General features: G+C 71.1%; 27 protein-coding genes and 1 tRNA gene. 14 read left to right on the forward strand and 14 right to left on the reverse strand.

Going from position 1 to position 25959, the window contains the following annotated elements:
- Nucleotides 1-8: 8 nt before the first annotated feature.
- The 3 genes from AB0L91_RS01985 to AB0L91_RS01995 form a co-directional block, all read right to left on the reverse strand.
- A complete protein-coding gene (locus tag AB0L91_RS01985) occupies nt 9-1235 on the reverse strand; it encodes a phosphotransferase (protein ID WP_365006901.1) in 1227 nt (408 codons plus the stop codon).
- Between the two features lie 7 nt (nt 1236-1242).
- Nucleotides 1243-1434 carry a DUF3046 domain-containing protein gene (locus AB0L91_RS01990; protein ID WP_218716463.1) on the reverse strand — a complete coding sequence of 64 codons (192 nt, stop codon included), beginning with the start codon at nt 1432-1434 and terminating at the stop codon, nt 1243-1245.
- Between the two features lie 75 nt (nt 1435-1509).
- Nucleotides 1510-2661, reverse strand: a complete 1152-nt coding sequence (locus AB0L91_RS01995) for a nucleotide disphospho-sugar-binding domain-containing protein (RefSeq protein WP_365006902.1) — start codon at nt 2659-2661, stop codon at nt 1510-1512.
- A gap of 128 nt (nt 2662-2789) precedes the next feature.
- Between AB0L91_RS01995 and AB0L91_RS02000 the strand changes: the two genes are divergently transcribed.
- Nucleotides 2790-3443, forward strand: coding sequence for an HD domain-containing protein (locus AB0L91_RS02000; RefSeq protein WP_365006903.1), 654 nt, complete (start codon nt 2790-2792; stop codon nt 3441-3443).
- Nucleotides 3444-3492: 49 nt separating this feature from the next.
- On the opposite strand, the gene AB0L91_RS02005 is transcribed toward AB0L91_RS02000, so the two are convergent.
- Nucleotides 3493-4203: a PIG-L deacetylase family protein gene (locus AB0L91_RS02005; protein ID WP_365006904.1), complete on the reverse strand. Its 711-nt coding sequence runs from the start codon at nt 4201-4203 to the stop codon at nt 3493-3495.
- A gap of 28 nt (nt 4204-4231) precedes the next feature.
- Complete coding sequence (locus AB0L91_RS02010) at nt 4232-4675, reverse strand: hypothetical protein (protein ID WP_365006905.1); 444 nt, start codon at nt 4673-4675, stop codon at nt 4232-4234.
- A gap of 51 nt (nt 4676-4726) precedes the next feature.
- Here AB0L91_RS02010 and AB0L91_RS02015 point away from each other — a divergent pair, with 51 nt between their 5' ends.
- The 7 genes from AB0L91_RS02015 to AB0L91_RS02045 are packed head-to-tail and all read left to right on the forward strand — an operon-like array spanning nt 4727 to nt 11840.
- Nucleotides 4727-5581, forward strand: coding sequence for an ABC transporter permease (locus AB0L91_RS02015; protein ID WP_365006906.1), 855 nt, complete (start codon nt 4727-4729; stop codon nt 5579-5581).
- Complete coding sequence (locus tag AB0L91_RS02020) at nt 5578-6351, forward strand: ABC transporter ATP-binding protein (protein WP_355277712.1); 774 nt, start codon at nt 5578-5580, stop codon at nt 6349-6351. Before AB0L91_RS02015 ends, AB0L91_RS02020 begins: the two co-directional genes overlap by 4 nt.
- 40 nt (nt 6352-6391) lie before the next feature.
- Complete coding sequence (locus AB0L91_RS02025; protein WP_365006907.1) at nt 6392-7354, forward strand: ABC transporter substrate-binding protein; 963 nt, start codon at nt 6392-6394, stop codon at nt 7352-7354.
- On the forward strand, nt 7351-8322 hold the full coding sequence (locus tag AB0L91_RS02030; protein ID WP_365006908.1) for an asparaginase domain-containing protein: 972 nt from the start codon (nt 7351-7353) through the stop codon (nt 8320-8322). Before AB0L91_RS02025 ends, AB0L91_RS02030 begins: the two co-directional genes overlap by 4 nt.
- On the forward strand, nt 8319-9533 hold the full coding sequence (locus tag AB0L91_RS02035; RefSeq protein WP_365006909.1) for a M20 family metallopeptidase: 1215 nt from the start codon (nt 8319-8321) through the stop codon (nt 9531-9533). The genes AB0L91_RS02030 and AB0L91_RS02035 overlap by 4 nt, the downstream gene beginning before the upstream one ends.
- A gap of 19 nt (nt 9534-9552) precedes the next feature.
- Nucleotides 9553-10302 carry a GntR family transcriptional regulator gene (locus tag AB0L91_RS02040; protein ID WP_365006910.1) on the forward strand — a complete coding sequence of 250 codons (750 nt, stop codon included), beginning with the start codon at nt 9553-9555 and terminating at the stop codon, nt 10300-10302.
- 50 nt (nt 10303-10352) lie between these two features.
- Nucleotides 10353-11840 (forward strand): carboxylesterase family protein, encoded by a 1488-nt coding sequence (locus AB0L91_RS02045; protein WP_365006911.1) that lies wholly within the window; start codon nt 10353-10355, stop codon nt 11838-11840.
- A 60-nt stretch (nt 11841-11900) separates the two neighbouring features.
- Here the strand turns inward: AB0L91_RS02045 and AB0L91_RS02050 are convergent, their stop codons facing one another.
- From AB0L91_RS02050 to pgsA, 5 genes are all read right to left on the reverse strand, one after another.
- The gene (locus AB0L91_RS02050) at nt 11901-12755 is read right to left on the reverse strand and encodes a hypothetical protein (RefSeq protein ID WP_355277726.1); all 855 of its coding nucleotides are present in this window, start codon (nt 12753-12755) and stop codon (nt 11901-11903) included.
- A gap of 203 nt (nt 12756-12958) precedes the next feature.
- Entirely contained in the window at nt 12959-13783 is an 825-nt protein-coding gene (locus AB0L91_RS02055; RefSeq protein ID WP_355277728.1) for a PspA/IM30 family protein, read from the reverse strand.
- Between the two features lie 195 nt (nt 13784-13978).
- Complete coding sequence (locus tag AB0L91_RS02060) at nt 13979-14431, reverse strand: helix-turn-helix transcriptional regulator (protein ID WP_355277730.1); 453 nt, start codon at nt 14429-14431, stop codon at nt 13979-13981.
- Between the two features lie 91 nt (nt 14432-14522).
- A complete protein-coding gene (locus tag AB0L91_RS02065) occupies nt 14523-15014 on the reverse strand; it encodes a CinA family protein (RefSeq protein ID WP_355277733.1) in 492 nt (163 codons plus the stop codon).
- On the reverse strand, nt 15011-15667 hold the full coding sequence (gene pgsA, locus AB0L91_RS02070) for a CDP-diacylglycerol--glycerol-3-phosphate 3-phosphatidyltransferase (protein ID WP_365006912.1): 657 nt from the start codon (nt 15665-15667) through the stop codon (nt 15011-15013). Before pgsA ends, AB0L91_RS02065 begins: the two co-directional genes overlap by 4 nt.
- 256 nt (nt 15668-15923) lie before the next feature.
- On the opposite strand from pgsA, the gene AB0L91_RS02075 reads away from it, so the two are divergent.
- Both AB0L91_RS02075 and AB0L91_RS02080 read left to right on the forward strand, forming a co-directional pair.
- Nucleotides 15924-16490: an amino-acid N-acetyltransferase gene (locus AB0L91_RS02075; RefSeq protein WP_365006913.1), complete on the forward strand. Its 567-nt coding sequence runs from the start codon at nt 15924-15926 to the stop codon at nt 16488-16490.
- 36 nt (nt 16491-16526) lie between these two features.
- The gene (locus AB0L91_RS02080) at nt 16527-16811 is read left to right on the forward strand and encodes a YciI family protein (protein WP_355277739.1); all 285 of its coding nucleotides are present in this window, start codon (nt 16527-16529) and stop codon (nt 16809-16811) included.
- Between the two features lie 54 nt (nt 16812-16865).
- On the opposite strand, the gene AB0L91_RS02085 is transcribed toward AB0L91_RS02080, so the two are convergent.
- Nucleotides 16866-17846, reverse strand: a complete 981-nt coding sequence (locus AB0L91_RS02085) for a TerC family protein (RefSeq protein ID WP_365006914.1) — start codon at nt 17844-17846, stop codon at nt 16866-16868.
- 438 nt (nt 17847-18284) lie between these two features.
- Here AB0L91_RS02085 and AB0L91_RS02090 point away from each other — a divergent pair.
- Nucleotides 18285-18358: transfer RNA gene (locus AB0L91_RS02090), tRNA-Leu, on the forward strand.
- Between the two features lie 163 nt (nt 18359-18521).
- Here the strand turns inward: AB0L91_RS02090 and AB0L91_RS02095 are convergent.
- Nucleotides 18522-21083 carry a DNA translocase FtsK gene (locus tag AB0L91_RS02095; RefSeq protein WP_365006915.1) on the reverse strand — a complete coding sequence of 854 codons (2562 nt, stop codon included), beginning with the start codon at nt 21081-21083 and terminating at the stop codon, nt 18522-18524.
- A gap of 297 nt (nt 21084-21380) precedes the next feature.
- Between AB0L91_RS02095 and AB0L91_RS02100 the strand changes: the two genes are divergently transcribed.
- Nucleotides 21381-21764 carry a DUF4189 domain-containing protein gene (locus tag AB0L91_RS02100; RefSeq protein ID WP_365006916.1) on the forward strand — a complete coding sequence of 128 codons (384 nt, stop codon included), beginning with the start codon at nt 21381-21383 and terminating at the stop codon, nt 21762-21764.
- Between the two features lie 36 nt (nt 21765-21800).
- A complete protein-coding gene (locus tag AB0L91_RS02105; protein WP_365006917.1) occupies nt 21801-22361 on the forward strand; it encodes a hypothetical protein in 561 nt (186 codons plus the stop codon).
- A gap of 58 nt (nt 22362-22419) precedes the next feature.
- On the opposite strand, the gene AB0L91_RS02110 is transcribed toward AB0L91_RS02105, so the two are convergent.
- Entirely contained in the window at nt 22420-24456 is a 2037-nt protein-coding gene (locus AB0L91_RS02110) for a ribonuclease J (protein WP_365006918.1), read from the reverse strand.
- Nucleotides 24453-25361 (reverse strand): 4-hydroxy-tetrahydrodipicolinate synthase, encoded by a 909-nt coding sequence (dapA, locus tag AB0L91_RS02115; protein ID WP_355277753.1) that lies wholly within the window; start codon nt 25359-25361, stop codon nt 24453-24455. The genes AB0L91_RS02110 and dapA overlap by 4 nt, the downstream gene beginning before the upstream one ends.
- A gap of 149 nt (nt 25362-25510) precedes the next feature.
- On the opposite strand from dapA, the gene AB0L91_RS02120 reads away from it, so the two are divergent.
- The gene (locus tag AB0L91_RS02120; protein ID WP_357344601.1) at nt 25511-25957 is read left to right on the forward strand and encodes a toxin-antitoxin system HicB family antitoxin; all 447 of its coding nucleotides are present in this window, start codon (nt 25511-25513) and stop codon (nt 25955-25957) included.
- Nucleotides 25958-25959: the final 2 nt, after the last annotated feature.

A 25959-nucleotide genomic window follows, 5' to 3' on the forward strand; every position in this document is an offset into this window, starting at 1 on the left:
CCACGGCCTCAGAACAATTCGTCGAGCAGCCGGTAGTACTCGAGCTTCGCGCGGTCGGGCCCGGTCAGGCCGTAGGCGGTGAAGAACGCGGCTACCGCGTCGATACCGAAATCCTCGGCCAGGTCGCGCTCGGCGAGGGCCAGATCGCGATAGCGGTCGGCCACCCCCAGCGCGCCGACATCGATCAGCACGCCACCGGCGAGCACATTGCCCGGGGTGAAGTCGCCGTGCGCGACGACCAGATCCTCCTCGGACGGGCGCTGCGCCACCAAGTGCTCGTGGATTGCCTCTGCGGTGAGTTCGCTGTGGTCGGGGTCGAAATCGGCGGTGTCGACGAACTCTTCGACGACCTGCCTGCGGGCCTGCGCGAGGGTCACCTCGAGGCGGCCGTCGAACGGGCAGCCGGTGACCGGCAGGGCGTGCAGCGCGCGCAGGGCCCGCCCCATCACGGTGCCGACCTCGGCCGGATCACCGGCCAGATCGGTGAGCGAACGGGCCTCGGCGTCGGCGAGCACCAGGATGTCCTCGGCGAAGGCGGCCACGGCGGGCACCGCGATGCCGTTGTCGCGCAACCAGATCAGCCGATCGTGCTCGGCGACGGCGCGCGGCCCGCGCTTGATCCAGTACCCGCCCGACCGCGCGAGATTGCCGCCACGGCCCTCGTGATCGTCCGACCACGCGGGCACCGGGCCGAGCAGCTCGGCGATCGCGGGCGGCAGCGGCAGGGCCAGTTCGTCGAGATGGTCCAGCGCCGCCCGGGTGGACTCGATGAGTTCGGAATCGCCGTCGGCCACCCGCAGCCGCATCGCCTCGTTGAGCAGTTCCCGCGCCTCCCGCGGCCGGTGCTGCTCGGCCAGCGACTTGCCCAGGTGATGGGCGGCGAAGGAGACGAGCTCGGGATCGAGGGCGCGGCTGGCGTCGAGCGCGCGCCGGTACAGGATCTCCGCGGGCGCGGGTTCGCCCTGGTAGCGGTACACGTCGGCGAGGTTGATCCACACGGTGATCCGGCGCCGCTCGGTATCGGCCAGTTCCAGCGCCTGATCGAGCCGGTCGAGGGCCTCGTCGTGGCGGCCGAGCAGCATCAGCGCGATGCCGAGCCTGCGCAGGCCGCCGAAATCGTGGGGGTCGGCGACCGCGACCCTGGCCGCGAGCGTCTCGGGATCGACCGGGATCATCCGCAGCCGCTCGTCGAACCGGTACGGCCGGGTGTCCGGGTTCTGCGCTGTCACAGCCATGACCTGCTCACCATCGGGTTCGGGGAACATCGAAGTCGGCGCACAGGGCGCGCCACACATCTCGCGGGTCGACGCCCGCCTCGATCGCGGCGGCACCGGTCCGCCCGAGCGCCGGGATCACGTGATCGGCCAGCATGGCGTCGGCGCGCGCCACGCCGAACTCGGTGTGCATCAGCTCCTGGAATTCGGTCAACCGCACGAAGCCCAAGATACTCGCGCTCGGCGACACCCGACAGGGCCACCGGTGCCCGAGACCTCCCCCTCGACCCCGGGGTCAGCGCTCGGCGGCCTTCTGACAGATCTCGACCGGATCCTCGACCTCGGCCCGCCCGGCGGCGGCGCGCCGGGCCGCGGCGGTGTAGGCCGGGTCGTCGAGCACCTGCCGGACCGCGGCGCCGACCGCCTCCGGGGTCAGCGGCCGCACCAGCACCGAACTCCCCTGGCGCACCGCACGATTGGCCAGTTCCCACTGGTCACCGCCGCCGGGCACGGTCACCACCGGCACCCCGGCGGCCAGGGATTTCGCGAGCAGGCCGTGGCCACCGCCGCCGACGACCACCGCCGCCTCGGTGAGCAGGGTGTCCTGGCGGCCCAGCCCGGCGGTCGCCCAGTCGGGCAGCTCGGCCGGTGGGGTGTCGAGCATCGAGACGGCGGCGCGGACACCGAGCCCGGCCAGTCCGGCCAGCACGGTGTCGGCCATGGCGTCCACCCCCGTATGCGCGGTGGACGGGGCCACCATCACCAGCGGCGCGTCGCCCGGCGGGACCGGCAGGATCGCGTCGGTCGGCTCCCACAGCAGCGGCCCGACGATATGGGTGTCGGCGGGCCAGTCGGGCCGGTCGACCTCCAGCGCGGGCAGCGTCGCGACCAGCCGGGCGGTGGGGCCGGGATCCTCGGCGGGCAGGCCGATGCTCTCGCGCGCCGCCGAACGCTGCCGATTGCCCGCCTTGACCGCGCGGGCGGTCATCGTGCGCAGCACGCCGTCGCGCACCCGCCCGCGCACGCCCTCCCCCGGCGCGAGACCACTGCCGATCGGCGGCAACGCTTTCGAGGGCAGGTACAGCGGATGGGGAGACAGTTCGACCCACGGCAGGCCGAGCCGCTCGGCCGCCATCCCGCCGCCCGCGGTGAGCACGTCCGAGACGATCAGGTCCGGCAGCATCGCGCTGAGTTCGGGCAGGTTCTCGGTCGCGATGTGGGCGGCGCGTTCGTGGATGCGCGCGCCCGCGTCGGCGTCGTTGTCGGTGGGGCGCGGTGCCAGCCCCTTGAGCCTGCGCACACTGATGCCCGCGGCTCTGGCCGCGTCGAGCCAGCGCGGGCCGGTGAACAGCACCGGCTCGTCGCCCGCGGCCAGCAATCGCAGACACAACGCGATCGCGGGAAACGCATGCCCCGGATCGGGCCCGGCCACCACAGCTACTCGCATGCCGTCAGCGTGCCATACCTCCCGGCATGGTTCGCCGCGCCCAGCCGGCTACCGGCCGGTCGGCTACCGTCACGACGACAGCCGGGCGCGCGTCCACCGGCCCGTCGAATCGCGAGGAGTGATCTGTCGTGCGGCCCGAAAACCCCACGCCCGACCCGCCGGCGGGCGAACCCGTCCCCGGCACACCCGAGCACGCGGCGCCAGGCTCGGGCGGCGCGATCGCCACGGTCGACGCGCTGCTCGCGCTGCTCGCCCGCTGCGCGGACGCCTGGGACACCGCCGACCGCACCGGTGATCCGGTCGACATCCTCGATCACGACCGCCAGTGCGCGGAACTGCTGCGCCGCGACCATCCCGCCGACGAGGAACTCCAGGTCGCCGGGCTGGTCCACGACATCGGGCACGTGCTGGTCCCCGGCGACGACGCGGGCCACGGCCGCCACGGCGCCGACGCGGTGCGGGCGCTGCTCGGCGAGCGGGTCGCGCGCCTGGTGGAACTGCACGTGGTCGCCAAACGCTTTCTGGTGGCGACGGATCCGGTGCACGCCGCCGGACTGTCCGCCTCGAGCCTGCGCACCTTGATCGCGCAGGGCGGACCGATGTCGCCCGAGGAGGCGCGCGCCTTCCGCGCCGACCCGAACTTCGCCGCCGCGCTGGCATTGCGCCGTGCCGACGACGCGGGCAAGGTCGTCGGCTTGTCCGTGGCGCCGCTGCGGGAGTGGCGCCCGGTGATCGAGCGCGTCGCCGCCCTCGCCCGGCGCGGTCGGCGGGTGCGGACCTGACCCGGTGCGGACGCCGTCGGCCGAGCCCGCGCACCCCGAGAGGGGTGAATCAGCCGCCGAAGGTGAACAGCTCGAATCCGACCGCGTGCGCGGCGGGGAACCCCTCCTTGGGACCCGTTGCGTAGGAGACGATCTCGTCCACCTGCTGCTCGACCGGTACCGGGCTGAGGACCTGGAGATAGCGCCGGTGCGCGGACAGCGACGCCTTCGCCTGCGCCAGCTGCTCGCCGACGTCGACGGCGTGCGTCGCGACCGGACCGACCACGGCCGCCCAGCGCGCCGACCACGGTGCCAGGTCGGCGATCTCGGGGAAGATCCACTCGTTGCCCGCGTCGGAGATGGCGTCCATCGCCGAGCGGCCCACCGCCCGATGATCGGCGCTGTTGACCATCCCGGGCGCCCAGGTGTCGCCGAAGTTGAACAGCACCACCATCTCCGGGCGATGCCTGCGGATCGCGGCGGCCAGTTCCCGCCGCAGCGCCAAGCCCTCCTCGATCCGCCCGTCGGGGTGGTCGAGGAATTCGACGGTGTGGACGCCGACTTCCCGCGCGCCCGCGAGCTCCTCGATCTCCCGCAGCGGCCCGGCCTGCACGGGCGGCATGCCCGCGATGCCCGCTTCGCCGCGCGTGACGAGCAGATAGCGGATGTCCTTGCCCTGTCCGGTCCATCGCGCGACCGCGGCGGCCGCTCCGTATTCGATGTCGTCGGGATGCGCGACGATCACCAGTCCGCGCTGCCAGTCCTCGGGTACCTGATCCACCCGGCCATGCTAATCGCGGACGCCGCGATTACGGCTTCGTCAGCGTGGTCTTGTCGTTCGAGCCGGTCATCGCCTTGTACAGCAAGTACACCCCGGTACCGATCGCGGCGATCACCAGAACCGGCAGCAGCGCCTTGATCAGCGCCCCGATGATCCAGAACGCGATCAACGCGACCACGACGATGCCGATGACTTTCCAGACCATGATGTGCTCCTCGCCAGTTCCGTGACCGCCCCGCGGCGATCCGACACCTTCGATGCTCCCACCCGCGATCCGATAAATCACCAGGTCAGCACGGAAATCGGGGGCGATCTCAGGGTTCACCCCGAGGCCGGGACACACCGGGACGCCCCGGGCCGTCACCTTCGGATCAGCGTGAATCCGGTGGCGGATCCCGACCGGAGCGGCCCCCTCATCGGGCGTTTCCCGGCGATGCAGGTGGCGTAGCACGGCGGACGCGAATTCGGACACCTCGGCGTAATACCCCGGCTCTATAACATTCCTGACGCAGGAAAGGCGGGAATGGCCGTGACCACGGAAACCCTCGAAACCCGCGCCGCACCGATATCGGCGGCGCCCACCCGGCAACGGACATATCGCACTCTTCGCGGACTGGGCGCACCACTCGCTCGCGTCCTGACCGCGGGAATCGGAATCGTCGCCGTGGCCGCGCTGTGGACCGCGGTGCACGCGGCCGGGATATTTCCGGACATCCTCTTTCCCGGCCTCGGCGATATCGCCGCCGCGGGCGCGGCGATGTGGCGCGACGGCAGTCTCCGGGCCGACACGCTGGCCAGCCTGGACCGCGTCATCCGGGGATTCGCGGTGGGCGTGCTCGTCGCGATCCCGGTGGGGGCGCTGACCGCGACCACCCGCGCGGGCAGGCTGATCGTGCAGCCCGTGCTGCGGTTGTTCGCCCCGGTGCCGACCGTGGCGCTGGTGCCGCTGGCCATTCTGTGGTTCGGGCTCGGCGAAGGCAGTAAACAATTCGTCATCGCGCTCGGCGTCTTCGTTCCGGTGTGGATCAATACGCATTCCGGACTTTCCGCGACACCCGCCGATTTCCTGAAAGTCGCGCGCTGCGCGGGCGCTTCCCGCTGGCGCACACTCGTGCGCGTCGTTCTGCCTGAGGCATTTCCCGATATCGTCACCGGATTGCGGGTGGGCACCGCGACCGCGTTCGTCTTGATCGTGGTCGCGGAAATGGCCGGAACAACGGTCGGGCTCGGTTATCGCATCGCCCAGGCGCAGTTGTTCTCCCAGGTCGACCGGATGATCTTCTGCCTGCTCGTGCTCGGCGTCCTCGGCGTGCTGTGCGATCAGGTGGTGGCGCGCGCGGCGGCCCCGTTCATCGGCTGGGACCAGGAGGAACGATGAGCGTCACCCTGACCGCGCGCGGTCTGACCGTCGACTTCCCCCGCCGGACCCGCCCGGTCCTCGACGATCTGTCGCTGACCATCGAATCCGGTTCCTGCACAGTCCTGGTCGGACCGTCCGGCTGCGGCAAGTCCACCCTGCTCGACTGCTTCGCCGGGCTGCGGCTGCCGACCGCCGGGGTGGTCACCGAGGACGGCGTGCCGATCACCGGGCCCGCACCGCGCCGCGGGGTGGTGTTCCAGCGCGACGTGCTCTTCCCGTGGTGCAGCGTGCGGGCCAATCTCGACTTCGTGCTCGGCGCCGCCGGTGTCCCGCGCCGCGCCCGCCCGGCCCGCATCGCACGACTGCTCGCCGATGTGCACCTGCCCGCCGAGGTCGCCACCCGTCGGCCGCACCAGCTCTCGGGCGGAATGCGGCAGCGGGTCGGCGTGGCCAGGATGCTGGCCGGCGAGCCCGAGGTGATGCTCATGGACGAGCCGTTCGCCGCGCTCGACGCCCAGACCCGGCTGCACATGCAGGATCTGGTGACCGAGCTGTGGTCGAGTTCGGGGCGCACGGTGCTGTTCGTGACGCACGACGTGGACGAGGCGATCCGGCTCGCCGACCACATCGTCGTCCTCGGCGCGGGCCGGATCCGCGCCCGCATCGACAATCCGCTCCCCCGCCCGCGCCCGGCCGACCGCCTCGCCGAGCTGCCCGGCTACAGCGCCCTGCGCCGCAGGCTGCACGCCGAATTGCGGGACGACGCGGACGATCTGCTCCCGCACTGACTCTCTTCTCTTCACTCGGAACCACTTTCGGAGGTCACCCATGTCCGGACCACTGCGCAGAGCCTGCGCGGCTCTGCTCGTCGCCGCCACCGCGGCCCTGTCCCTGTCGGCCTGCGCGGGCGAAACATCCACCGGCGCCGACACACTCACCGTCGGCTTCGTCGTCGACCCGTCGTGGGCGCAGATCCCGGTCGCCCAGCACAGCGGCGCCTTCACCCGGCACGGGGTGACGGTGCGGGTGGTCAACTTCGCCACCGGTGTGCAGGCCCTGCAGGCGCTACAGGGCGGCCAGGTCGACATCACCACCGCCGCCGACGTGCCCACCGCGAGCGCGCTGGCCAAGTCGAACGAGTTGCGGGTGGTGGCCGACGGGTCGCGCTGGATGGGCTCGCGGATCGTGGCACGCCGCGGGATCGAGAACCTGAACCAGCTGGCGGGCAAGAAGATCGGCACCCCGCTCGGCACCAGCGCGGCCTACTTCGCGGCCAAGGCCCTGACCAGTGCCGGGGTCGACGCCGAACTGGTCCAGGTGGCGCCCGCGACGATCACCACGGCGATCGCCAAGGGCGACGTCGACGCCGTCTCGATCTTCCAGCCCTACCAGGCCCAGGCGGTGGAGGTGCTCGGCGCGGACGCGGTCGAGCTGGACGTGACCACCGACCCCTACCGCCAGCACAGCCTGTACCTGGCCCAGGCCGCCGTCGCGCAGCAGAAGGCGGCGACCTTTCGGAAGTTCTTCGACGCCGTCGCCGAGGCGAGCGCCGCCCTCGCCGCGCACGACCCCGCCGCGACCACCGCGGTCGCCGACGCGACGAAGCTGGCGCCCGCGCTGGTGGCGAAGGTGCTGGGCGAGTTCGACTTCACGCTGCAGCTGCGACCGGAACTCGCCGGCAACCTCGACGCGCTGGCCACCTGGGCGCGATCGAGGAACTACCTGGACCCGGCGGTTCCCGCCGCCGACTACCCGCGCCTGCTCGACCCGAGCGCGCTGCCGCAGTCATGAGCGCGCCCACCCTGTTCACCCTCGGCGGCACGATCAGCATGCGGCTGGTCGACGGGCTCGCCGTGCCCACCCTCGACGCCGACGGTGTCGCCGGGCTGCTCGGCGGCACCCCGCCCGTGACCGCCGTCGAGATCGCCCGGGTCGGCGGCTCGGAGGTCGACTTCACGCACCTGCGGGCCCTGCACGCCGCGATGACGGCCGCCGTGGCCGGGGGCAGCGGCGGCCTGATCGTGACCACCGGCACCGACTCGATCGAGGAGGTCGCCGCCTGGCTCACCTACACCGGACCGTGGACCGTGCCCGTGGTGGTGACCGGTTCGATGACCCCGGGCGGCGAACCGGGCAGCGACGCGCTCGCCAATCTGCGCGCCGCCGTGGCCGCCGTGGCGACACCGGTGTCCACCGAGCCGGTCGTGGCCTTCGCCGGCGCGCTCTGGCTCGGACGCGGGGTGCAGAAGGTGTCCGGCACCGGGCTCGCGGCCTTCGCGACCCCGGGACGGGCCGCGCTGGGCGTCGTCACGGGCACCGCGATAGCGGTCGAGCAGCCCGCGCCCGCGCCGGCCAGCACCCTGGGCGCACCGGGCGCCGTCATCGCCCGGGTTCCGCTGGTCGGCGCGTCGATGGCGGCCGACGACACCGCGCTGCGCGCCGTCGCGGCGGGTGCCGACGCCGTGGTCGTCGCGGGCAACGGGGCGGGCAACCTGCCACCGGCCCTCGCGGCCGCCGCGGCCGAGCTCGCCGCCGCGGGCACCCTGGTGGTGGTCGCCACCCGGGCCGCCGACAGCCGCACCGCCGCGGTCTACGGCTATCGCGGCGGCGGTGGCCTGCTCGTCGAGGCGGGTGTCCTGCTCGCCGACCGCATCACCCCGCACCAGGTGCGGGTGTTCCTCACCGTCGCGGTGTCGCGTGGCCTGACCGGGCCCGCGCTGCGCACCGCTCTCACCGAACATCTGGAGTCGCTGACGTGACCACCGTGCACACCCCCCGCCTGACCGCCCTGAGCGTCACCGAACTCGTCGAGCTGCTGGTCCCCGCCGGTCAGCCCTGGTGCGAGAACAGCCTCGACGGTCCGGCGCGGCCGCCCGAGGAGACCAGGGCGGCGCGCGAGATCGCCCCGTTGCTCGACGAACTCGGCTTCGCGACCCGTCTCGTCGGCCGCACCACGACGCGCGCCAACCTGATCGCCACCAAGGTGTTCGGGCCGGGGCCGACGCTGTTGCTGAACGACCATCTCGACACCTATCCCTCCGGGCCGCCCAGCCGATGGGCCAAGTGCGACAACCCCTTCCGCGCCGTCGTCGACGACGGCCGGGTGTACGCGCGCGGCACCTCCGACACCAGGGGCAATCTGGCGACGCTGCTGCGCGCGGTCGCACTGGTGTGCGCCACGCCGCCGGAGACCGGCACGCTGGTGGTCGCGCTCACCGTCGACGAGGAACGCAACGGCGTGGAGGGCGCGCTGTATCTGCTCGAGCAGCAGGGGCTGCGGGCGGACGCGAGCATCACCGTCGAGCCGACCGCCTGGACCGACGACACCGGTACCGGCGTGGCGGTGGCCACCCAGCACACCGGCCACGCGCTCGTCGACATCGCGGTCACCGGGCGGTCCAGCCACATCTGGCGGCCCGACACCGGCATCAATGCCGCGCACGCCCTGCTCGCCGTACTGGCCGGGCTGTCGGGGTTGCCCGCGGGCTGGGGACACAGCGTCGTCGGGCTGGACGCGGGCGAGGCGGGCATGGCCCAGTTCACCCCGCTCACCGCGTCGGCGCGGATCGCCATCGTCGGACTCGGTCCCGAGGTGAATCGCGCCGAGCTGCTGCAACGCGTCGACGACATCGCCCGCGCCCACCCGACCCCGGGCACCGACGTGCACGTCGCCTACGCCCCCGGGCCGACCTTCGTCCCCGGCACGGTGCCCCTCGACGCGGACGAACCGATCGTGGCGGCATTGCGCGCCGGCTACCGGGACGCGGGCGGCGGTGAGGTCCGCACCTACGCCAAACCCGCCTACTGCGACACCATCCGCTTCCGGCACGCGGGCATCCCGGCGGTCACCTTCGGCCCCGGCGACGACGGCTGGGCGGTCTACGACGAGAGCATCGGCGTCGCCACCATGGAGTTCGCGGTCGACGCCTTGGCCGCCGCCATCGGCCGGTATCTGCGTCCGTCCAGGTGAGGCTGCGTATGCTCGGCGCGTGACCCACCAGCCCGACCCGATCCGCGCGCACCCCGGCCGTCGGCTGCGCTCGGATCGGGCCAGGCAGGTCGCCGATGTGCTGCGCCGCCAGATCGCCCAGGGCACCATCGCGACCAAGCTGCCCGCCGAGGCGGTGCTGCAACGCGAATTCAGCGTGTCGCGCAACAGTATTCGCGAGGCACTCGAGATCCTGCGGCGCGAGGGCCTGGTCGACCGGTTTCCCGGCATCGGCACGGTGGTGCGCCGCCCGAAGCTCGAGCACACCATCGCCGCCACCCGTGGCCTGGCCGCGTCGCTGCGCGGGCACGGGACCGTGGTCAACGAGGTCAGGACCGCCGGGCAGGTCCGGCCGCCGACGGCGGTGACGAGCGCGCTCGGCCTCGGTCCCGACGAGCACGTCTGCTACATCGAGCGGCTGCGCCGCCTCGACGGCGAACCGATCTCCCTCGACCTCACCTACCTGCCGCTCGACATCGGCACCGCGCTGCTGCACGCCGATCTGGAGACCGAGGACCTGTTCGCCCTGATCGAGCGGGCCGCCGACGACCGGCTGACCACCGTCTCGATCAACCTCGACGCCGTCACCGCCGACGACAACTCCGCCGCGCTGCTCGGGCTGCCGCCCGGCGGTGCGCTGCTGGTGCTGCAGCGGATCACCCGGCTCAGCGACGGCCACCCGGCCTGCCTGGAGTTCGTCCGGATGCGCGGTGACCGGATCACCCTGCGCATGTCTGCGCCGAACGGCTGACGGCGTGCGGCGCGTCCGGCCATACTCGGGGCGTGAGCGAGGAGGAGTCCATGGAACCCATCGTCACCATCGCTAGCGGCGCGGTGCGCGGCCGGACCGACGCGGGCGTCACCCGATTTCTCGGGGTCCCCTTCGCGGCGGCGCCGGTCGGCGCGCGACGTTTCCAGCTGCCCGCGCCTGCGCCCGCCTGGGACGGGGTGCGCGAGGCGACGGCGATGGGCGGGACCTGCGCGCAGTCGCCCTATCCGGCGCCGATCCACGCGCTGATCGGCAGCGACGGCATTCCCGGCGACGAGTACCTCAACGCGAACGTGTGGACGCCGGATCCGGGCGCGAGCGGGCTGCCGGTGCTGGTGTGGATCCACGGTGGCGCGTTCGTGCGCGGGTCGAACGCGCGCGCCATCTACGACGGCACCGCGTTCGCGCGCGACGGCGTGGTGCTGGTGTCGATCAACTACCGGCTCGGGATCTCCGGCTTCGCCGTGCTCGAGGGCGCCCCGCTCAATCGCGGCCTGCACGATCAGATCTTCGCGCTGCGCTGGGTCCGCGACAATATCGCCGCCTTCGGTGGCGATCCGGACAATGTCACCGTCTTCGGTGAATCGGCGGGTGGGATGAGCGTGGCGGCGCTGATCGCCGCGCCGCAGTCGACCGGGCTGTTCCGCCGCGCGATCATGCAGAGCGGCAACGGCGCGGTGGCCGCCGACGCCGACGACGCACGCAAGGTGTCCGCCGCGCTGGCCGCGGAACTGGGCATCGCCCCGACCGCCGCCGATTTCGGCAGACTCGGCCCCGACGAGTTGCGCGCCGCGCAGAACGCCGTCGCCCTCGCGGTGATGACCGATCCCGACCCCCGGCGCTGGGGCGCGTCGGTGGTCGAGCAGGGCATGGGCATCATGAGCCTGTTCCCGGTGATCGACGACGACATCGTCCCCGGCGCGCCGACGGCGGTGCTGGCCGCGAACCCCGACCGCGCGGTACCGCTCATCGCGGGCACCACCGCCGACGAGTTCCGGTTCTTCACCGTCCCGACCGGCATCACCGCGGCCGTCACCACCGACACGCTGCCGTTCGTGCTCACCCGCTACGGCATCGATCCGGCGGTGGCGCAGACGTATTCGGCGCAGCGCCCCGACGCGGGCCCGGCCGAGATCTTCAACGCGATCCTCACCGACTGGTGCTTCCGGGCCGGCACGGTCGACTTCGCCGAGGCCAATGCCGCGGGCGCGCCCACCCATGTGTACGAATTCGCCTGGCCCACCGATCTTCCCGGCCTCGGCGCCTGCCACGTGCTCGAGGTGCCGTTCGTCTTCGACGCGCTCGCCGGGGCGCATGCGCTGACCGGTCCGCACCCGCCGCAGGCACTGGCCGACGAAATCCACGCGGCCTGGGTGCGATTCGCGACCGACGGCGACCCGGGGTGGGCCGCGTTCGACAGCGAGAACAAGCGGGTGCGGATCTTCGACACCCCGGAGTCCTCGACGGTGGTGAACCCGCGCTCGGCCGAACTCGACGCGCTGCGCCAGACCATCGCCTGACCCGACTCGGCCCCGACGCCGCAGGGCGCCGGGGCCGGAAGTCGTTGCGCGCCTGTCGGACTAGCGCGGGCCGGTGACGGGGCGGTCGGCCAGGTCGGTGAGCGCCTGGGCCCAGCCGTCGAGCCGGTCGGCGGCCTCGCGCAGATCCGCGACGATGCCGTTGAACTGGTAGGCGACCACGGTGTCCTCGGGGACGGCGAGAATGCGCGCCGCCGCGGCGACGAGCTGTTCGTATTCCATGACACCGTGTTCCAGCCGCGCGAGCACCCCGTTGACGGTGACCTTCAGCGCGGCAACGGTATCGGGATTGGCCCGGCCGACGGTGTCGGCGGCCTGCTCCATCGCCACGATGTCGGTGGCCAGCGCGTGCAGGGCGGCCGCGCCGGAGCGGGCCGTCTCGAGCAGGTCGCGCAGTTCGTCCTCGGGCAGTCGGCGGGTGCGGGCGATCTGGGCGCCGAGCCCGTGCAACGCGCGTTCGGCGCGAATCAGGCGCTGGATCGGACCGCGGGCCACCGAGCGCAGGCCCGGCGTCTTGCGGGCGACGAAGGCTGCCTGCGGCAACGGCTGACCGCGCAATTGCAGATACCGGCGCGCGCTCAACGCGGTCCCGGTCACGAAAGCGACCGCGCCACCACCGATCACGACGACCGCCCAGGCGGGCGCCGACACCACGGCCAGACCGACCGCGCCGACGGTGGTGATGCCCGTGGCGGTGCCGAGCTGGAAGCTGCGCCGACGGGCGCGGCGCCTGCGGCGCAATTCCTTCTCGCGCGGATCGGCCCAGCGGCGCACCGCCACCATGGCCTGTTCGCCGACCTCGCGCAGGGTAGCGGGCACCCCACCGGACACGGTGGGCCCCACCGGCGCCGCCGGATCGACGATCTCGGCTCGTTCGCGCCGTGTTCTCCCGCTCATCCCTCATCCTTTCGTCGCCACGGACCAGTGTCGCAGCAGACGACGACAAGTTGCCACCACCGCACCGGGGACCAGCGCGGCGGCGGCGCCCACGCGGTCATCGGTTCGCGGCCGATCGCCGGTCGGGCTCCGTTGCGTCGCCGACGAACGAGCAAGCAACGGTGCCCGACCCGCGTCCGCGAACCCGCGTGGGCCGGTACTACCTACTGCTGGGCGGCCTGGCCCTTGTTGATCTGCGGCGCCTGCGCGGGCTGCTGCTGCGCCGGATCGATCGCCGCGGCGTTGTTGCCGGTGGGCAGCGCGTCACCGCGCATCGAGGCGCGGATCTGCTCGAGCTTGCTGTGGCCCGCCATCTGGATGCTGGCCTGCTGGACCTCCATCATCCGGCCCTGCACCGTGTTCTGCGCCAGCTCGGCGGCACCGAGCGCATCGGCGTAGCGACGCTCGATCTTGTCGCGCACCGCGTCGAGGCTGGGCGTGGAACCGGGCGCGGACAGGGTGGAGTCCATCTGCTGCAGCGAGGCCGAGACCTGCTCCTGCATCTTGGCCTGCTCGAGCTGGCTGAGCAGCTTGGTGCGCTCGGCCACCTTCTGCTGCAACATCATCGCGTTCTGCTCGACCGCCTTCTTGGCCTGCGCGGCGGCCTGCAGGGACTGGTCGTGCAGCACCTTGAGGTCTTCCACCGACTGCTCGGCGGTGACCAGCTGGGCGGCGAACGCCTCGGCGGCGTTGGTGTACTGGATCGCCTTCTCGGTGTCGCCCGCGGCGGCCGCCTGATCGGCCAGCGTGACGGCCTGCCGGGCGTTGGCGTTGAGCTTCTCGACCTCGTCGAGCTGGCGGTTCAGCTTCATCTCCAGCTGACGCTGGTTACCGATCACCGACGCTGCCTGCTGCGACAGCGCCTGGTGCTGACGCTGCGCCTCCTCGATAGCCTGCTGAATCTGGACCTTCGGATCCGCATGCTCCTCGATCTTGGAGTCGAAGAGGGCCATCATGTACTTCCAGGCCTTCACGAACGGATTAGCCATCGATTGATCCCGCCTCCATCTGTGCGTCGCTCGTGCGACTGGTGGTGCGCGACCGTCACGCACCAGATATGTGCTTATCCTTCACCATGCGGCACCCGGGCCGGTGCGACCGGCCCGATCGACGCCTGATGAGAATCTATCCGTTCTCACCAGCTGTGTGCAGCGTCTCGCGCGTCGGGCACGTGGTTCGCCGCGTCACATTCCCTTCACCAGTACCAGCATCTCGGCCCTTGGCGCCGGGATGACGATGCGGGTGTCCTCGGCGATGCCGATCCGGGCGCCCTGCTCGGCCGACGCGCTCGCCGTGGCGGCCTGCTCCGGCGCGGCGGCGGGTTCGGCGGCCGCGGGCTCGGCGGCGGTGGCCTCGCGCTCGGCGGCGGGGCCGGTCAGCGCGGGCTCGCGCGGCGCGGAGCCGTCGGCGCCGGCCATGATGGTGCTCACGTCCCACAGCACCCGCGACAGCGGCACGTCCAGTGCCTCGCAGATGGCGGCGAGCAGTTCACTGGAGGCTTCCTTGCGGCCGCGCTCCACTTCCGACAGATAGCCGAGGCTCACCCGCGCCGAGGTCGACACCTCGCGCAGCGTTCGATGCTGGGCGAGACGCGCACGCCGCAGACTGTCCCCGATTGCCTCCCGCAGCAGCGTCATCTCGTTCTCCTCCACCTCGTGTCACCGCCGTAGCGGTGCTCACCTCTTTCTGGCACAACGTCGAGCATCGGCCGGTGGTTCCCGGACGCGGCTAGTTCGTCGTCACACAGCGCAGCAACTCCCGCACCGCGCTGTGCACCGCACCGATCCTGATCGTCCACCGGTCGCCGTCGAGTTTCAACCGGACCACCTCACTGTGCCGTGGACCGGCCAATCCGAGGTATACCGTCCCGACCGGGTGCCCGTCCTGGGAATCGGGTCCGGCGACCCCGGTCAGGCCGACACCCCAGTCGGCGCCACAGCGCTGTCTGGCCCCCACGGCGAGCTGCTCGGCGGTCGACGCGGCCACCGGGCCGTCGACCCGAAGGACGTCGTCGTCGACGCAGGCCAGATGGTTCTTCAGGTCGGTCGCGTACACGATCAGCCCACCCCGCAGCACCGCGCTGGCACCCGGCACCCCGGCCACCGTGGCGGCCAGCAGGCCCGCGGTCAGCGATTCGGCGGTGGCGACAGTCTGACCGGCCGCGGCCAAGGCCCCGACCAGCTCGGCGACCGGCGCCCCGCCGACGAGCGGATCGCTCACGAGCGGGACGCGCCGCGCGCGCGTCTCCCCGCCAGCCACAGGCGGGCCGCCTGGCCGACGTAGTCCAGGCCGGTGATCACCGTCAGCGCGACGGCCACGTACATCAGCACCATGCCCGCGGTGGCGAAGGCGCCCGAGAGCGGCAACAGCAGCAGCGCGATGGCGATCGACTGCACCAGCGTCTTGAGCTTGCCGCCGCGACCCGCGGGGATCACCCCGTGCCGGACCACGACCAGCCGCAGCAGGGTGATACCGAGCTCGCGCCCCACGATGACCACGGTGATCCACCACGGCAGATCGCCCAGGATCGACAGCCCGATCAGCGCCGAACCGATCAGCGCCTTGTCCGCGATGGGGTCGGCCAGCTTGCCGAAATCGGTCACCAAACCGTATTTGCGGGCCAGTTGCCCGTCGAAGCGGTCGGTGATCGCCGCCAGCCCGAACACCGCGGCCGCGATGATCCGCCAGCGGGTGTCGTGCCCGCCCTCGGCGAACAGCGCCAGCACGAACAGCGGGACCAGCACGATACGCGCGATGGTCAGCACGTTCGCGATATTCAAGACGGGAACCTGCGCCTCGGCGCGATCCGGCACCACCCGCGGCGCCGTGGCCGCCTCCCACCCGCGGTCGATCTCTTCGGGTCGCACGCTCATGCTGCGCCCATCTGGCCTGCTCGGGCGCTCTCCGTGGTTACGCAGGCTGCCTCCTCCGCGCGCTGACCTCTCATGCCCCGCCCTCTCGGCACTCACCGGCACTGCGCCGAAATCCACCCGTTTCGCGCGCGGTTTGCTCGCGTGGGCAATGCCGTCCGATCCGGTCGTCGAGCCCGGCGCGATGCGGTGAGCGGAACGACAGGATGTGCGGCACATGTTCAGACTATCGGTAACCCGGCCGACTACTGTGCACCCCATGACCTCACGGGGACCACTGGGTGGTTCGACCAGCGACGCGCATCCCGCCGCGCCCACTGTGGCGCCTGTCTCCGGTGTGGTCGTGCGACGAGCCCGAACCTCGGACGTCCCCGAGATCAAGCGTCTGGTCGACGAGTACGCGGGCCGCATCCTGCTGGAGAAGAACCTGGTCACGCTGTACGAGTCGGTCCAGGAGTTCTGGGTGGCCGAGCTCGGCGGACAGGTCGTCGGCTGCGGCGCCCTGCACGTGCTGTGGGCCGATCTGGGCGAGGTGCGCACCGTCGCGGTCGATCCGGTGGTGAAGGGCCGCGGCGTCGGTGGCGCCGTCGTCGAGCGGCTGGTCGCGGTCGCGCGCGAGCTGCAGTTGCAGCGGCTGTTCGTGCTGACCTTCGAGGTGGACTTCTTCGGCAGGCACGGATTCGTCGAGATCGACGGCACACCCGTCACCGCCGAGGTGTACGCCGAGATGTGCCGGTCCTACGACACCGGTGTCGCGGAGTTCCTCGACCTGAGCTACGTCAAGCCGAACACCCTCGGCAACACCCGCATGCTGCTGACTCTCTGAACATCCGCAAGTCCACCGCGAGAAAGCGACCGAGAAGTGCCGATCTTCGCCGTCCACTACACCTACACCGAGGCCACCGCGGCCGACCGGGCGACCAACCGCCCCGAGCATCGCGGGTGGCTCAACGCGCTCGTCGAGGTGGGCACGGTGCTCACCAGCGGCCCGTACCCGGACGGTACCGGCGCGCTGCTGATCTTCCGCGCCGCGGACGCGCAGGCGCTGACCACGCTGCTGACCGAGGACCCGTTCGCGAAGCTGGGCCTGATCGAGGCCGTGCGGGTCGTCGAGTGGCAGCCGGTGATGGGCGCCTTCGCCGAGTGACCGGCCGCTGACACAGCGCTGCCCGGAACCACGGTGGTTCCGGGCAGCGCGCGGTCAGGAGGAGGTGGTGCGACGGGTCTTGAGCAGACTCGCCACCGTGGCGATCACCAGGATGCCGATGATCACGCTCAGCGAGAGCACGGTGGAGATCTCCGGCACGCTCACGTGCTCACCGCCGTTGATGAACGGCAGCGTGTTCTCGTGCAGCGCGTGCAGCACGAGCTTGACGCCGATGAACGCCAGGATGGCGGCCAGGCCGTAGGACAGGTACACCAGGCGGTCGAGCAGGCCGCCGATGAGGAAGTACAGCTGCCGCAGGCCCATCAGCGCGAAGGCGTTGGCCGTGAACACCAGGTAGGGCTGTTCGGTGAGGCCGTAGATGGCCGGAATCGAGTCCAGCGCGAACAGCAGGTCGGCGAAGCCGATGGCCAGCAGCGCCAGCAGCAGCGGGGTCACCACACGTTTGCCGTCGATCCGGGTGACGAGCTTGTCGCCGTCGTACTGGTCGGTGGTGGGCAGGATCCGCTTGGCCAGCGCGACGATCCGGCTGTCGCGTTGCTGCTCGTGCTCGACCTCGTGTCCACTCTCGCGCAGCAGGTTGACCGCGGTGTAGATCAGGAACGCGCCGAACAGGTAGAACACCCAGCTGAACGCGCTGATCGCGGCCGCGCCGACGGCGATGAAGATACCGCGCATCACCAGCGCCAGCACGATGCCGATCAACAGCACCTTCTGCTGGTAGATCCGCGGCACGGCGAAGGTGCTCATGATGATCAGGAAGATGAACAGGTTGTCCACCGAGAGCGCCTTCTCGGTGACGAAGCCCGCGTAGTACTCCCCGGCGTAGGTGCCGCCCCATTTCCAGGCGACGACCAGGCCGAACAGCAGCGCCAGGGTGATGTAGACGGCCGACCAGAAGCCCGATTCCTTGAAGGTCGGTTCGTGCGGTGTGCGCACATGGGCGAAGAAGTCGAAGACGAACAAGCCGAGGATCACCAGACCGGTGATCACCCACTCGAGCGTGGTCACCTGCATGTGGTGGTCCGATCGATGAAGTTCATGCGGTCCATCATGCCCGAAATGTCCGTTTCAGTTGGTATTGCCGAATGCTTGCTCGTCATGATTTCACACACACGCGCCCTGACCTGCGCACGGGCCGGTCGGGCGCGTCGGAAAAATCCGTTTCGCCGGGCACCGACCGCTGCTACCGTCGACGCATCGTCACCCCACCGGTACCCCGAGAGGAGCTAGCCGTGAACGGATCCACCGCGAAGTACGAACGCCGTGTCGAGATGCACCGGCTACCCCTGGGTGCCGTGCTGCCGCAGCGCCTGTCGAGCGCACGCGGCGACTGCTGACCGGCATCGTCCGGTGCTGAGCCGCTAGGCACCCCTCCCCCACGCGCGAGCCGACCGCTCGCGGTCCTGTCACGTACCCCAGCCCGCCGCAGCGCGGCCCGGGGCGATCAGTCATTCCCTCGTAGCCCAACTGGCAGAGGCACCGGTCTCAGGTACCGGCAAGTGCGAGTTCGACTCTCGCCGAGGGAACCGTTCACCACTCCCGGCTCACGCAGGTGCCGACGGGCTCTCATAAGGCCCGGACGCGCGGTTCGACTCCGCGGTGAGCCACGGTCCCTCCTCGTTCGTCGCCGACTACTCCCGGCACGGTCAGAGCAAACCAGTATCGCGCGCCGACCGGCGTGCGTTCGACCTACTCGTCCTCGGCGCCGCCGGGGTCGCCACCCCGGATCGACCACAGCAAGCCGTCCAGCTCGTCGGGCTTGATCAGCACGTCGCGCGCCTTGGAGCCCTCGCTGGGCCCGACGACGCCGCGCGTCTCCATCAGGTCCATCAACCGGCCCGCCTTGGCGAAGCCGACGCGCAGCTTGCGCTGCAGCATCGAGGTGGAGCCGAACTGCGAGGTGACCACCAGCTCCACGGCCTGGAGCAGCACGTCCATATCGTCGCCGATGTCGGGATCGACGTCCTTGACCTCGCCCGCCTTGGCGGCGGTCACGCCCTCCTGGTACTCCGGTTCGGCCTGGGTCTTGCTGAACTCGACGACCGCGTGGATCTCCTCGTCGGAGATGAACGCGCCCTGCAGACGGGTCGGCTTGCCCGCGCCCATCGGCAGGAACAGGCCGTCGCCCATGCCGATCAGCTTCTCCGCGCCGGGCTGATCCAGGATGACGCGCGAGTCGGTGAGCGAGGAGGTCGCGAAGGCCAGCCGCGAGGGCACGTTGGTCTTGATCAGGCCGGTGACCACGTCCACCGAGGGGCGCTGGGTCGCCAGCACCAGGTGGATACCGGCGGCGCGGGCCTTCTGGGTGATCCGCACGATCGCGTCCTCGACGTCGCGCGGCGCGGTCATCATCAGGTCGGCGAGCTCGTCGACGATGGCCAGGATGTACGGGTAGGGCCGGTACACCCGCTCGCTGCCCAGCGGCGCGGTGATCTGGCCTGACTTGACCTTCTTGTTGAAGTCGTCGATGTGGCGGACCTTGTTGGCCTGCATGTCCTGATAGCGCTGCTCCATCTCCTCGACCAGCCAGGCCAGCGCGGCGGCGGCCTTCTTCGGCTGGGTGATGATGGGCGTGATCAGGTGCGGAATACCCTCGTACGGCGTGAGTTCCACCATCTTCGGGTCGATCAGGATCATCCTGACCTCGTCCGGGGTGGCCCGGTGCAGCAGCGAGACCAGCATCGAGTTGACGAAGCTCGACTTACCGGAACCGGTGGAACCGGCCACCAGCAGGTGCGGCATCTTGGCCAGGTTCGCCGAGACGAACTCACCCTCGATGTTCTTGCCGAGGCCGATCACCAGCGGATGGTGGTCGTTGCGGGTGTGCGGCGACTTGAGCACGTCGGCCAGGCGCACCAGCTCGCGGTCGGAGTTGGGCACCTCGATGCCGACCGCGGACTTGCCGGGGATCGGCGCGAGCAGGCGCACGTTCTCGGTCGCGACCGCGTAGGCGAGGTTGCGGGCCAGCGCGGTGATCTTCTCGACCTTGACGCCGGGGCCCAGCTCCACCTCGTAGCGGGTGACCGTCGGGCCGCGCACGAAACCGGTGACCGCCGCGTCGATCTTGAACTGCACCAGCACCTCGGTGATCGCCTCGATCATCGATTCGTTGGCGGCCGAACGCTTCTTGGGCGGTTCACCGTCGAGCAGCAGCGTCAGCGGCGGCAGCGTGTAGTCGCCGTCGACGACCCGGTCGGTGACGAACTCCGGCGCGGCGGGCGGCGGCGGGGTCTGGTCGACGACCTTGGCGGGCGGACGCTTGCGGGCCGGCTTGGGCGCGGGTTCGGGCGCGGGCGGTTCCTCGTCGAGCTGCAGCTGCTTCGCCTCGCGCAACGGCGGTTCGCCGAGCGATTCGGTGCGCGCGTCGGAGCCGCCGAATTCGTCGGTCGGGTAGTTGTCGTCGGGGGTCCGACCGCGACGACGGGTACGGTTGCGGTGCAGCGGGAAACCGTCGTCGTCGTAGTTGGCCGGATCGTAGGGATCGTCGTCGCCGCCGTGTTCGCCGAGGCCGAAGTACTCCCGCAGCGCCGCGGGCACCTCGCGCACCGTCGTCCCGGTGAGCAGCAGCACGCCGAACACCATGGCCAGCAACAGGATCGGCAGCGCCAGCCAGGGCGTGAGGCCCTGCCCGAGCGGGCCGCCGATGGCATAGCCGAGGATGCCCGCCGCCCGCGAGCGCCCGTGCGCGTCGGTGGGTGACCCGGCGGCCAGGTGCCAGATGCCGAGCGCGGGCAGCACGACGAGCGAACCGCCCAGCACCAGCCGGGGCCGGATCTCCGGGTGCGGCTCGGTGCGCATGAGTACCACGGCGAGCGCGATGAACAGCAGCGGCGCCAATCCGCCCGCGGTACCCGCGATGGCGCGCACGACGTCTTCGAGGAAACGGCCGACCGGACCGCCCGCCGAGAGCCACATGGCGGCGGCGATGATCGCGCTCACCGCGATGAGCGCCAGGCCGATGCCGTCGCGCCGGTGCCCGTGCTCGATCTCGCCCGCCCGGCTCAGCGTGCGAGTGGTGGCGCCGACGCCGCGGGCCAGCATGGTCCAGCCGCTGCCGACGCCGCGCCCGATCACGGCCAGCGGCGCGGTGTTCGACGCGCGTTTGACGGGTCGGCGGGCGGGGGCGGTGCGCCCGCGTGGCGCCGCCGACGCTCGCGGTGTCGTGGAACGAGATCGCGGCGGCGGCGTCTGCCCCCGGCTCGATCCCGCCCGCGCCCGAGAGGTCGTGGTGCTGCGGGACTTACCTGCCATGACCATCAGGCTAGCCGCTCAGGCCCCGTCCGGACCATCCGCAACACTGGTCCCACCCCGGTTGCGACGCTGATCTCACCCGGAGTCGCAGGTCGCGGGGCCCTGGTCGGGACGGGGAGAACTCGCGCGCGACCGCGTTTCGCGGCCCGTGGCTTATCGAATCCTTGTCGAACCCCTGTAATTCGGCCGTTTCGGCGCCGGATCGCTGGCGCGCGCGACGATCCGGCCGTTACGTTGACTGCGCTCGATCGGGTCGATGACCCGCAGCTCGTGAAGGGGAAGCTACACGTGAAGAGAATGCTCACCAGCGTTGCCGTTTTCGGCGCGACGACCGCGGCCTTGGTCGCGGGCAACATCGCTCCGGCCAACGCGCAAGGGAGCTACTACGGCGCCATCGCGGTGTCGGTCAAACCGGGGGTCTACGGGTACGCCACCGACTACGGCAGCTATGCCGACGCGGAGGCGGGCGCGATGGCGGCCTGCCGCCGCGGCGGAGGCGGCGGCGGGTGCGATGTGAAGGTGTCCTACCGCAACGGCTGTGGCGCGATCGCGATCTCGCGCGGCTGGTGGAGCTACGGCTCCGCGTCGACCATCGGCGGCGCCAAACGCGAAGCGCTGAACAACAATCCGGGCAACGCCGCCATCAAGCACTGGAACTGCACCAGCGGTTACCAGCTCTAGCCCGACCCGTCTCCGAACAGCATCTGGGGAGTTGCAGTGAACAACCGTCCAATGAAGACCGCCGCCGTCCTCGTCGCGATCGTCGCGACACTCGGGCTCAGCGCGTGCGGCAGCGACACCGGCTCGTCGAGCGCGGGCGCGACCAGCACGACCGCCGCCGGCGCCGGCGCCGGCTTCGAGTCGGGCAGCACCAAGCAGGGCAAGGAAGAGGGCGGTGACCTCGCCGTCACCACCCCGCCCAACCTGCCCAAGCCGACCGCCGAGGAGCTCAACAGCCGGATCAACAAGGCGCTGGCGGGCAAGCTCACCGGTGACGAGAAGAAGACCTACATCGAGGACGCCGATCAGGATCCGATGCTGGTCGACAAGTTCGTCGACGCCGCGAACAAGAACAAGGTGACCGTCGCGATCACCAAGGTCGGCGAGCCCGCCGACGGCAAGCTCAAGGCCGACGCCGACGTCACCATCGACGGCAAGCCGGTGCAGGACGCCTTCGTCGACTTCGTCGCCGAGGACGATTCCTGGAAGGTCTCGCACACCTTCGCCTGCAACATCGTGAAGTCGGCGAAGCTCGACTCCGCGGCCTGCCAGGCCTGACCCGAACGCGAAAACCGCCGGCTGACAGGGTCACCCGGCGGTTTCGTGGCTCAGCGGATCAGACGCCGATGACCGTCGGCACGATCATCGGGCGGCGGCGGTAGGTGTCGGCGACCCAGCGGCCGACCACCCGGCGCACGCCCTGGGCGATGCGGTGGGTGTCGGTGATGCCCTCGCCGGCCAGCCGCAGCAGCTCGGACTCCACCAGCTCGTTCGCGCCGTTGAGCGCGGTCGGGTCGTCGGAGAAGCCGCGCCCGTTGAGCTCGGTGCTGACCGCCTTGCCGGTGGTCGAGTCGATGACGACGGTGATCGAGATGAAGCCGCCCTCGCCGAGGACCAGGCGGTCCGACAGGGTCGACTCGCCGACGTCGCCGACCGAGAGACCGTCGACGTAGACGTGCCCGACCGGCACCCGGCCGACGATGGAGGCGATGCCGTCGACCAGGTCGACCACTACACCGTCCTCGGCCAGCACGACCCGCTCCTCCGGCACGCCGGTGGCCACCGCGAGCGCGGCGTTGGCGCGCAGGTGCCGCCACTCGCCGTGCACCGGCATGGCATTGGTCGGGCGCACCGCGTTGTACAGGTACAGCAGCTCACCGGCCGAGGCGTGCCCGGAGACGTGCACCTTCGCGTTCTGCTGGGTGATGACGGTGGCGCCGAGCCGGGCCAGGCCGTTGACCACCGCGAACACCGAGTTCTCGTTGCCGGGGATCAGCGAGGAGGCCAGCACGATCAGGTCGTCGGCGCGGATGTTGATCTGGCGGTGGTCACCACGCGCCATCCGGGCCAGCGCCGAGAGCGGCTCGCCCTGGGAACCGGTGGAGATCAGCACCAGGCGGTTGCCGGGCAGGTTCGCGGCCTGATCCATCTCGACGACCACGTTGTCGGGCACCGTCAGGTAGCCCAGGTCCTGCGCGATCTGCATGTTGCGCACCATCGAGCGGCCGACGAAGCAGACCTTGCGGTTGTACTTCTGCGCCACGTCGACGACCTGCTGGATGCGGTGCACGTGGCTGGCGAAGGACGCGACGATGACGCGGTTGCGCGCCTTGCCGATGACGTTGTCGAGCACGCCGCCGATCTCGCGCTCGGGCGTGACGAAGCCGGGGACCTCGGCATTGGTGGAGTCGACCAGGAACAGGTCGACACCCTCGTCGCCGAGCCGGGAGAACCCGGCCAGGTCGGTCAGGCGGCCGTCGAGCGGCAGCTGGTCGAGCTTGATGTCACCGGTGTGCAGCACGACGCCGGCCTGGGTGCGGATGGCGACCGCGATGGCGTCGGGGATCGAGTGGTTGACCGCGAAGTACTCGCACTCGAACGGGCCGTGCACGGTGGTCTCGCCCTCGGCGACCTCCATGAGCTTGGGCTGCAGCCGGTGCTCACGGCACTTGGCGGCGACCAGCGCGAGGGTGAACTTCGCACCGATCACGGGGATGTCGGGGCGGTTGCGCAGCAGGAACGGCACCGCGCCGATGTGGTCCTCATGGCCGTGGGTGAGCACGATGGCGACGATGTCGTCCATCCGGTCCTCGATGGGCCGGAAGTCGGGCAGGATCAGGTCGACGCCGGGCTGCTGGTCCTCGGGGAACAGCACGCCGCAGTCGACGATCAGCAGCTTGCCGTCGTACTCGAAGACGGTCATGTTGCGGCCGATTTCGCCGATACCGCCGAGCGCGAACACCCGCAGGCCGTTCTTGGGCAGCTTGGGCGGGCTACCGAGGCGGTCCTGGGGCGCCTTCTCGCGCGGCTCGGCCACCGGCGCGGAACCGCGGCCACGGCCGCCGCCCTGCCTGCCACGGCCACCGCCGCGGGCCTGCTGCTGCGGGGCCTGCTCGGCGGCGGGCTTGCTCTTGGCGCGGCGCGAGGAGGTCTTCTTCGGCGCGGTGACCTGCTCCTCGGCGACGCTGATCAGATCGGTGCCCACCTCGGCCTCGCCGACCAGGTTGGCCTCGGCGACGATCTCGGCGACCGGCTCGGGCGCGGCCTGCCGCGGCGGCTCGACCTGCTCGACCGGGGTCGGCGTGGGTTCGGGCGCGCCCGCGGCGCGACTGGCGGACCGGCGGCGCGGCTTACGTGCGGTGGGTTCGGTCATTCCGACACCCCCGCGGCCTGCAGATCCAGCGCCAGCGCGTCGAGCTGCGCCTGCGTCGGCATCAGCTGGGGCAACCGGGGTTCACCCACATCGACACCGAGCAATCGAAGAGCTCCCTTGCACATCGCCACACCTCCCAGGCGGGTCATGGCCGCGAACAGCGGCAGCAGCGTCGCGTTGATCTCCCTGGCCCTGGCCACGTCACCGGCCGTGTAGGCCTGGTGGATCTCGCGCAGGCGCTCGGGCACGACGTGTCCGATCACGCTGATGAAGCCGGTGGCGCCGACCGAGAGCCACGGCAGGTTGAGGCCGTCGTCACCGGAGTAGAAGTCCAGGCCGGTGGTCGCGATGAGGTCGGCACCGGAGACCAGGTCGCCCTTGGCGTCCTTGACCGCGACGATGTTCGGGTGATCGGCGAGGCGGCGGATCGTGTCGATGGCGATCGGCACGATCGACCGCGGTGGAATGTCGTAGAGCGTCACCGGCAGCGCGGTGGCGTCGGCGACCGCGGTGAAGTGCGCGAGCAGGCCCTCCTGCGTGGGACGCGAGTAGTACGGCGTCACCACGAGCAGGCCGTGCGCGCCCGCGTTCTCGGCCGCGCGCGCCAGTTCGATGGAGTGCGCGGTGTCGTAGGTGCCCGCGCCCGCGATCACGGTGGCGCGGTCGCCGACCGCGTCGACGACGGCGCGCAGCAGCTCGGCCTTCTCGTGCTCGGTGGTGGTCGGCGACTCACCCGTGGTCCCCGAGATGGCCAGCAGGTCGACGCCGCGGTCCACCAGGCGTGCGGCCAGGGCCACACCGGCATCGACGTCGACCTTGCCCGCAGCGCTGAAGGGGGTCACCATCGCGACACCTACCGTGCCGGACGCGTGCAGCTCCGTTGGCGTCGATTCACCGTTCGTCATGGTCAGAAAGGCTACCCGGTCGCCGGATGAGCCTCGACACCCTAGCGGCCGATCCGGCTGCCGGTGGGTGTTTTTCGCCGTCTCCCCTGTTCGGCGGTGACATCACGTCCTTCCTTGCGCGCCGTCAGATATGACGTCACACTGATGTCATGGATCTGAACGCTCATACCGCGCGGCTGCGCGAGGAACTGATCGCCGCCGCAGCCCTCGGCGACGAGAAAACGCAGGCCACCGCCGCCGCACTGGCCGCGGCGGTGGAGAGTTCGAGCAGGCTGGTGCTGCTGTCGGCGCTGTCGGAACTGGCCGCGGAGATCAGCGCCGAACTCGGCGACCGCACCGTGCACGTCCGCCTCGACGGCACCGAGGCGGTGGCCGACGTGCGCAAGAACACGCCGTCGGGCTCCGACGAACAGCCGACCTTCGAGGAGATGACCGGCGACATCAGCCGCGTCACCCTGCGCCTGGTCGAACAGCTCAAGTCCAAGGCCGAGGAGGCGGCGGCGCAGAACGGGCAGTCCCTGAACTCCTGGCTCTCGGGCGCGGTCACCAACACCCTGCGCGATCAGATGCGCGGCCAGGGTCCGAAGGGCTGGTAGCC

Origin of the sequence: Nocardia sp. NPDC051833 (genome assembly GCF_040681225.1) — a bacterium.
Lineage (GTDB): Bacteria > Actinomycetota > Actinomycetes > Mycobacteriales > Mycobacteriaceae > Nocardia.

Coding starts and splice junctions, on each gene's coding strand:
- AB0L91_RS01985 (WP_365006901.1), bottom strand. CDS start 1,235: ATGGCTGTGACAGCGCAGAACCCGGACACCCGGCCGTACCGGTTCGAC.
- AB0L91_RS01995 (WP_365006902.1), bottom strand. CDS start 2,661: ATGCGAGTAGCTGTGGTGGCCGGGCCCGATCCGGGGCATGCGTTTCCC.
- AB0L91_RS02015 (WP_365006906.1), top strand. CDS start 4,727: ATGGCCGTGACCACGGAAACCCTCGAAACCCGCGCCGCACCGATATCG.
- AB0L91_RS02020 (WP_355277712.1), top strand. CDS start 5,578: ATGAGCGTCACCCTGACCGCGCGCGGTCTGACCGTCGACTTCCCCCGC.
- AB0L91_RS02025 (WP_365006907.1), top strand. CDS start 6,392: ATGTCCGGACCACTGCGCAGAGCCTGCGCGGCTCTGCTCGTCGCCGCC.
- AB0L91_RS02030 (WP_365006908.1), top strand. CDS start 7,351: ATGAGCGCGCCCACCCTGTTCACCCTCGGCGGCACGATCAGCATGCGG.
- AB0L91_RS02045 (WP_365006911.1), top strand. CDS start 10,353: ATGGAACCCATCGTCACCATCGCTAGCGGCGCGGTGCGCGGCCGGACC.
- AB0L91_RS02050 (WP_355277726.1), bottom strand. CDS start 12,755: ATGAGCGGGAGAACACGGCGCGAACGAGCCGAGATCGTCGATCCGGCG.
- AB0L91_RS02055 (WP_355277728.1), bottom strand. CDS start 13,783: ATGGCTAATCCGTTCGTGAAGGCCTGGAAGTACATGATGGCCCTCTTC.
- AB0L91_RS02060 (WP_355277730.1), bottom strand. CDS start 14,431: ATGACGCTGCTGCGGGAGGCAATCGGGGACAGTCTGCGGCGTGCGCGT.
- pgsA (WP_365006912.1), bottom strand. CDS start 15,667: ATGAGCGTGCGACCCGAAGAGATCGACCGCGGGTGGGAGGCGGCCACG.
- AB0L91_RS02075 (WP_365006913.1), top strand. CDS start 15,924: ATGACCTCACGGGGACCACTGGGTGGTTCGACCAGCGACGCGCATCCC.
- AB0L91_RS02085 (WP_365006914.1), bottom strand. CDS start 17,846: ATGCAGGTGACCACGCTCGAGTGGGTGATCACCGGTCTGGTGATCCTC.
- AB0L91_RS02095 (WP_365006915.1), bottom strand. CDS start 21,083: ATGGCAGGTAAGTCCCGCAGCACCACGACCTCTCGGGCGCGGGCGGGA.
- AB0L91_RS02100 (WP_365006916.1), top strand. CDS start 21,381: ATGCTCACCAGCGTTGCCGTTTTCGGCGCGACGACCGCGGCCTTGGTC.
- AB0L91_RS02110 (WP_365006918.1), bottom strand. CDS start 24,456: ATGACCGAACCCACCGCACGTAAGCCGCGCCGCCGGTCCGCCAGTCGC.
- dapA (WP_355277753.1), bottom strand. CDS start 25,361: ATGACGAACGGTGAATCGACGCCAACGGAGCTGCACGCGTCCGGCACG.
- AB0L91_RS02120 (WP_357344601.1), top strand. CDS start 25,511: ATGGATCTGAACGCTCATACCGCGCGGCTGCGCGAGGAACTGATCGCC.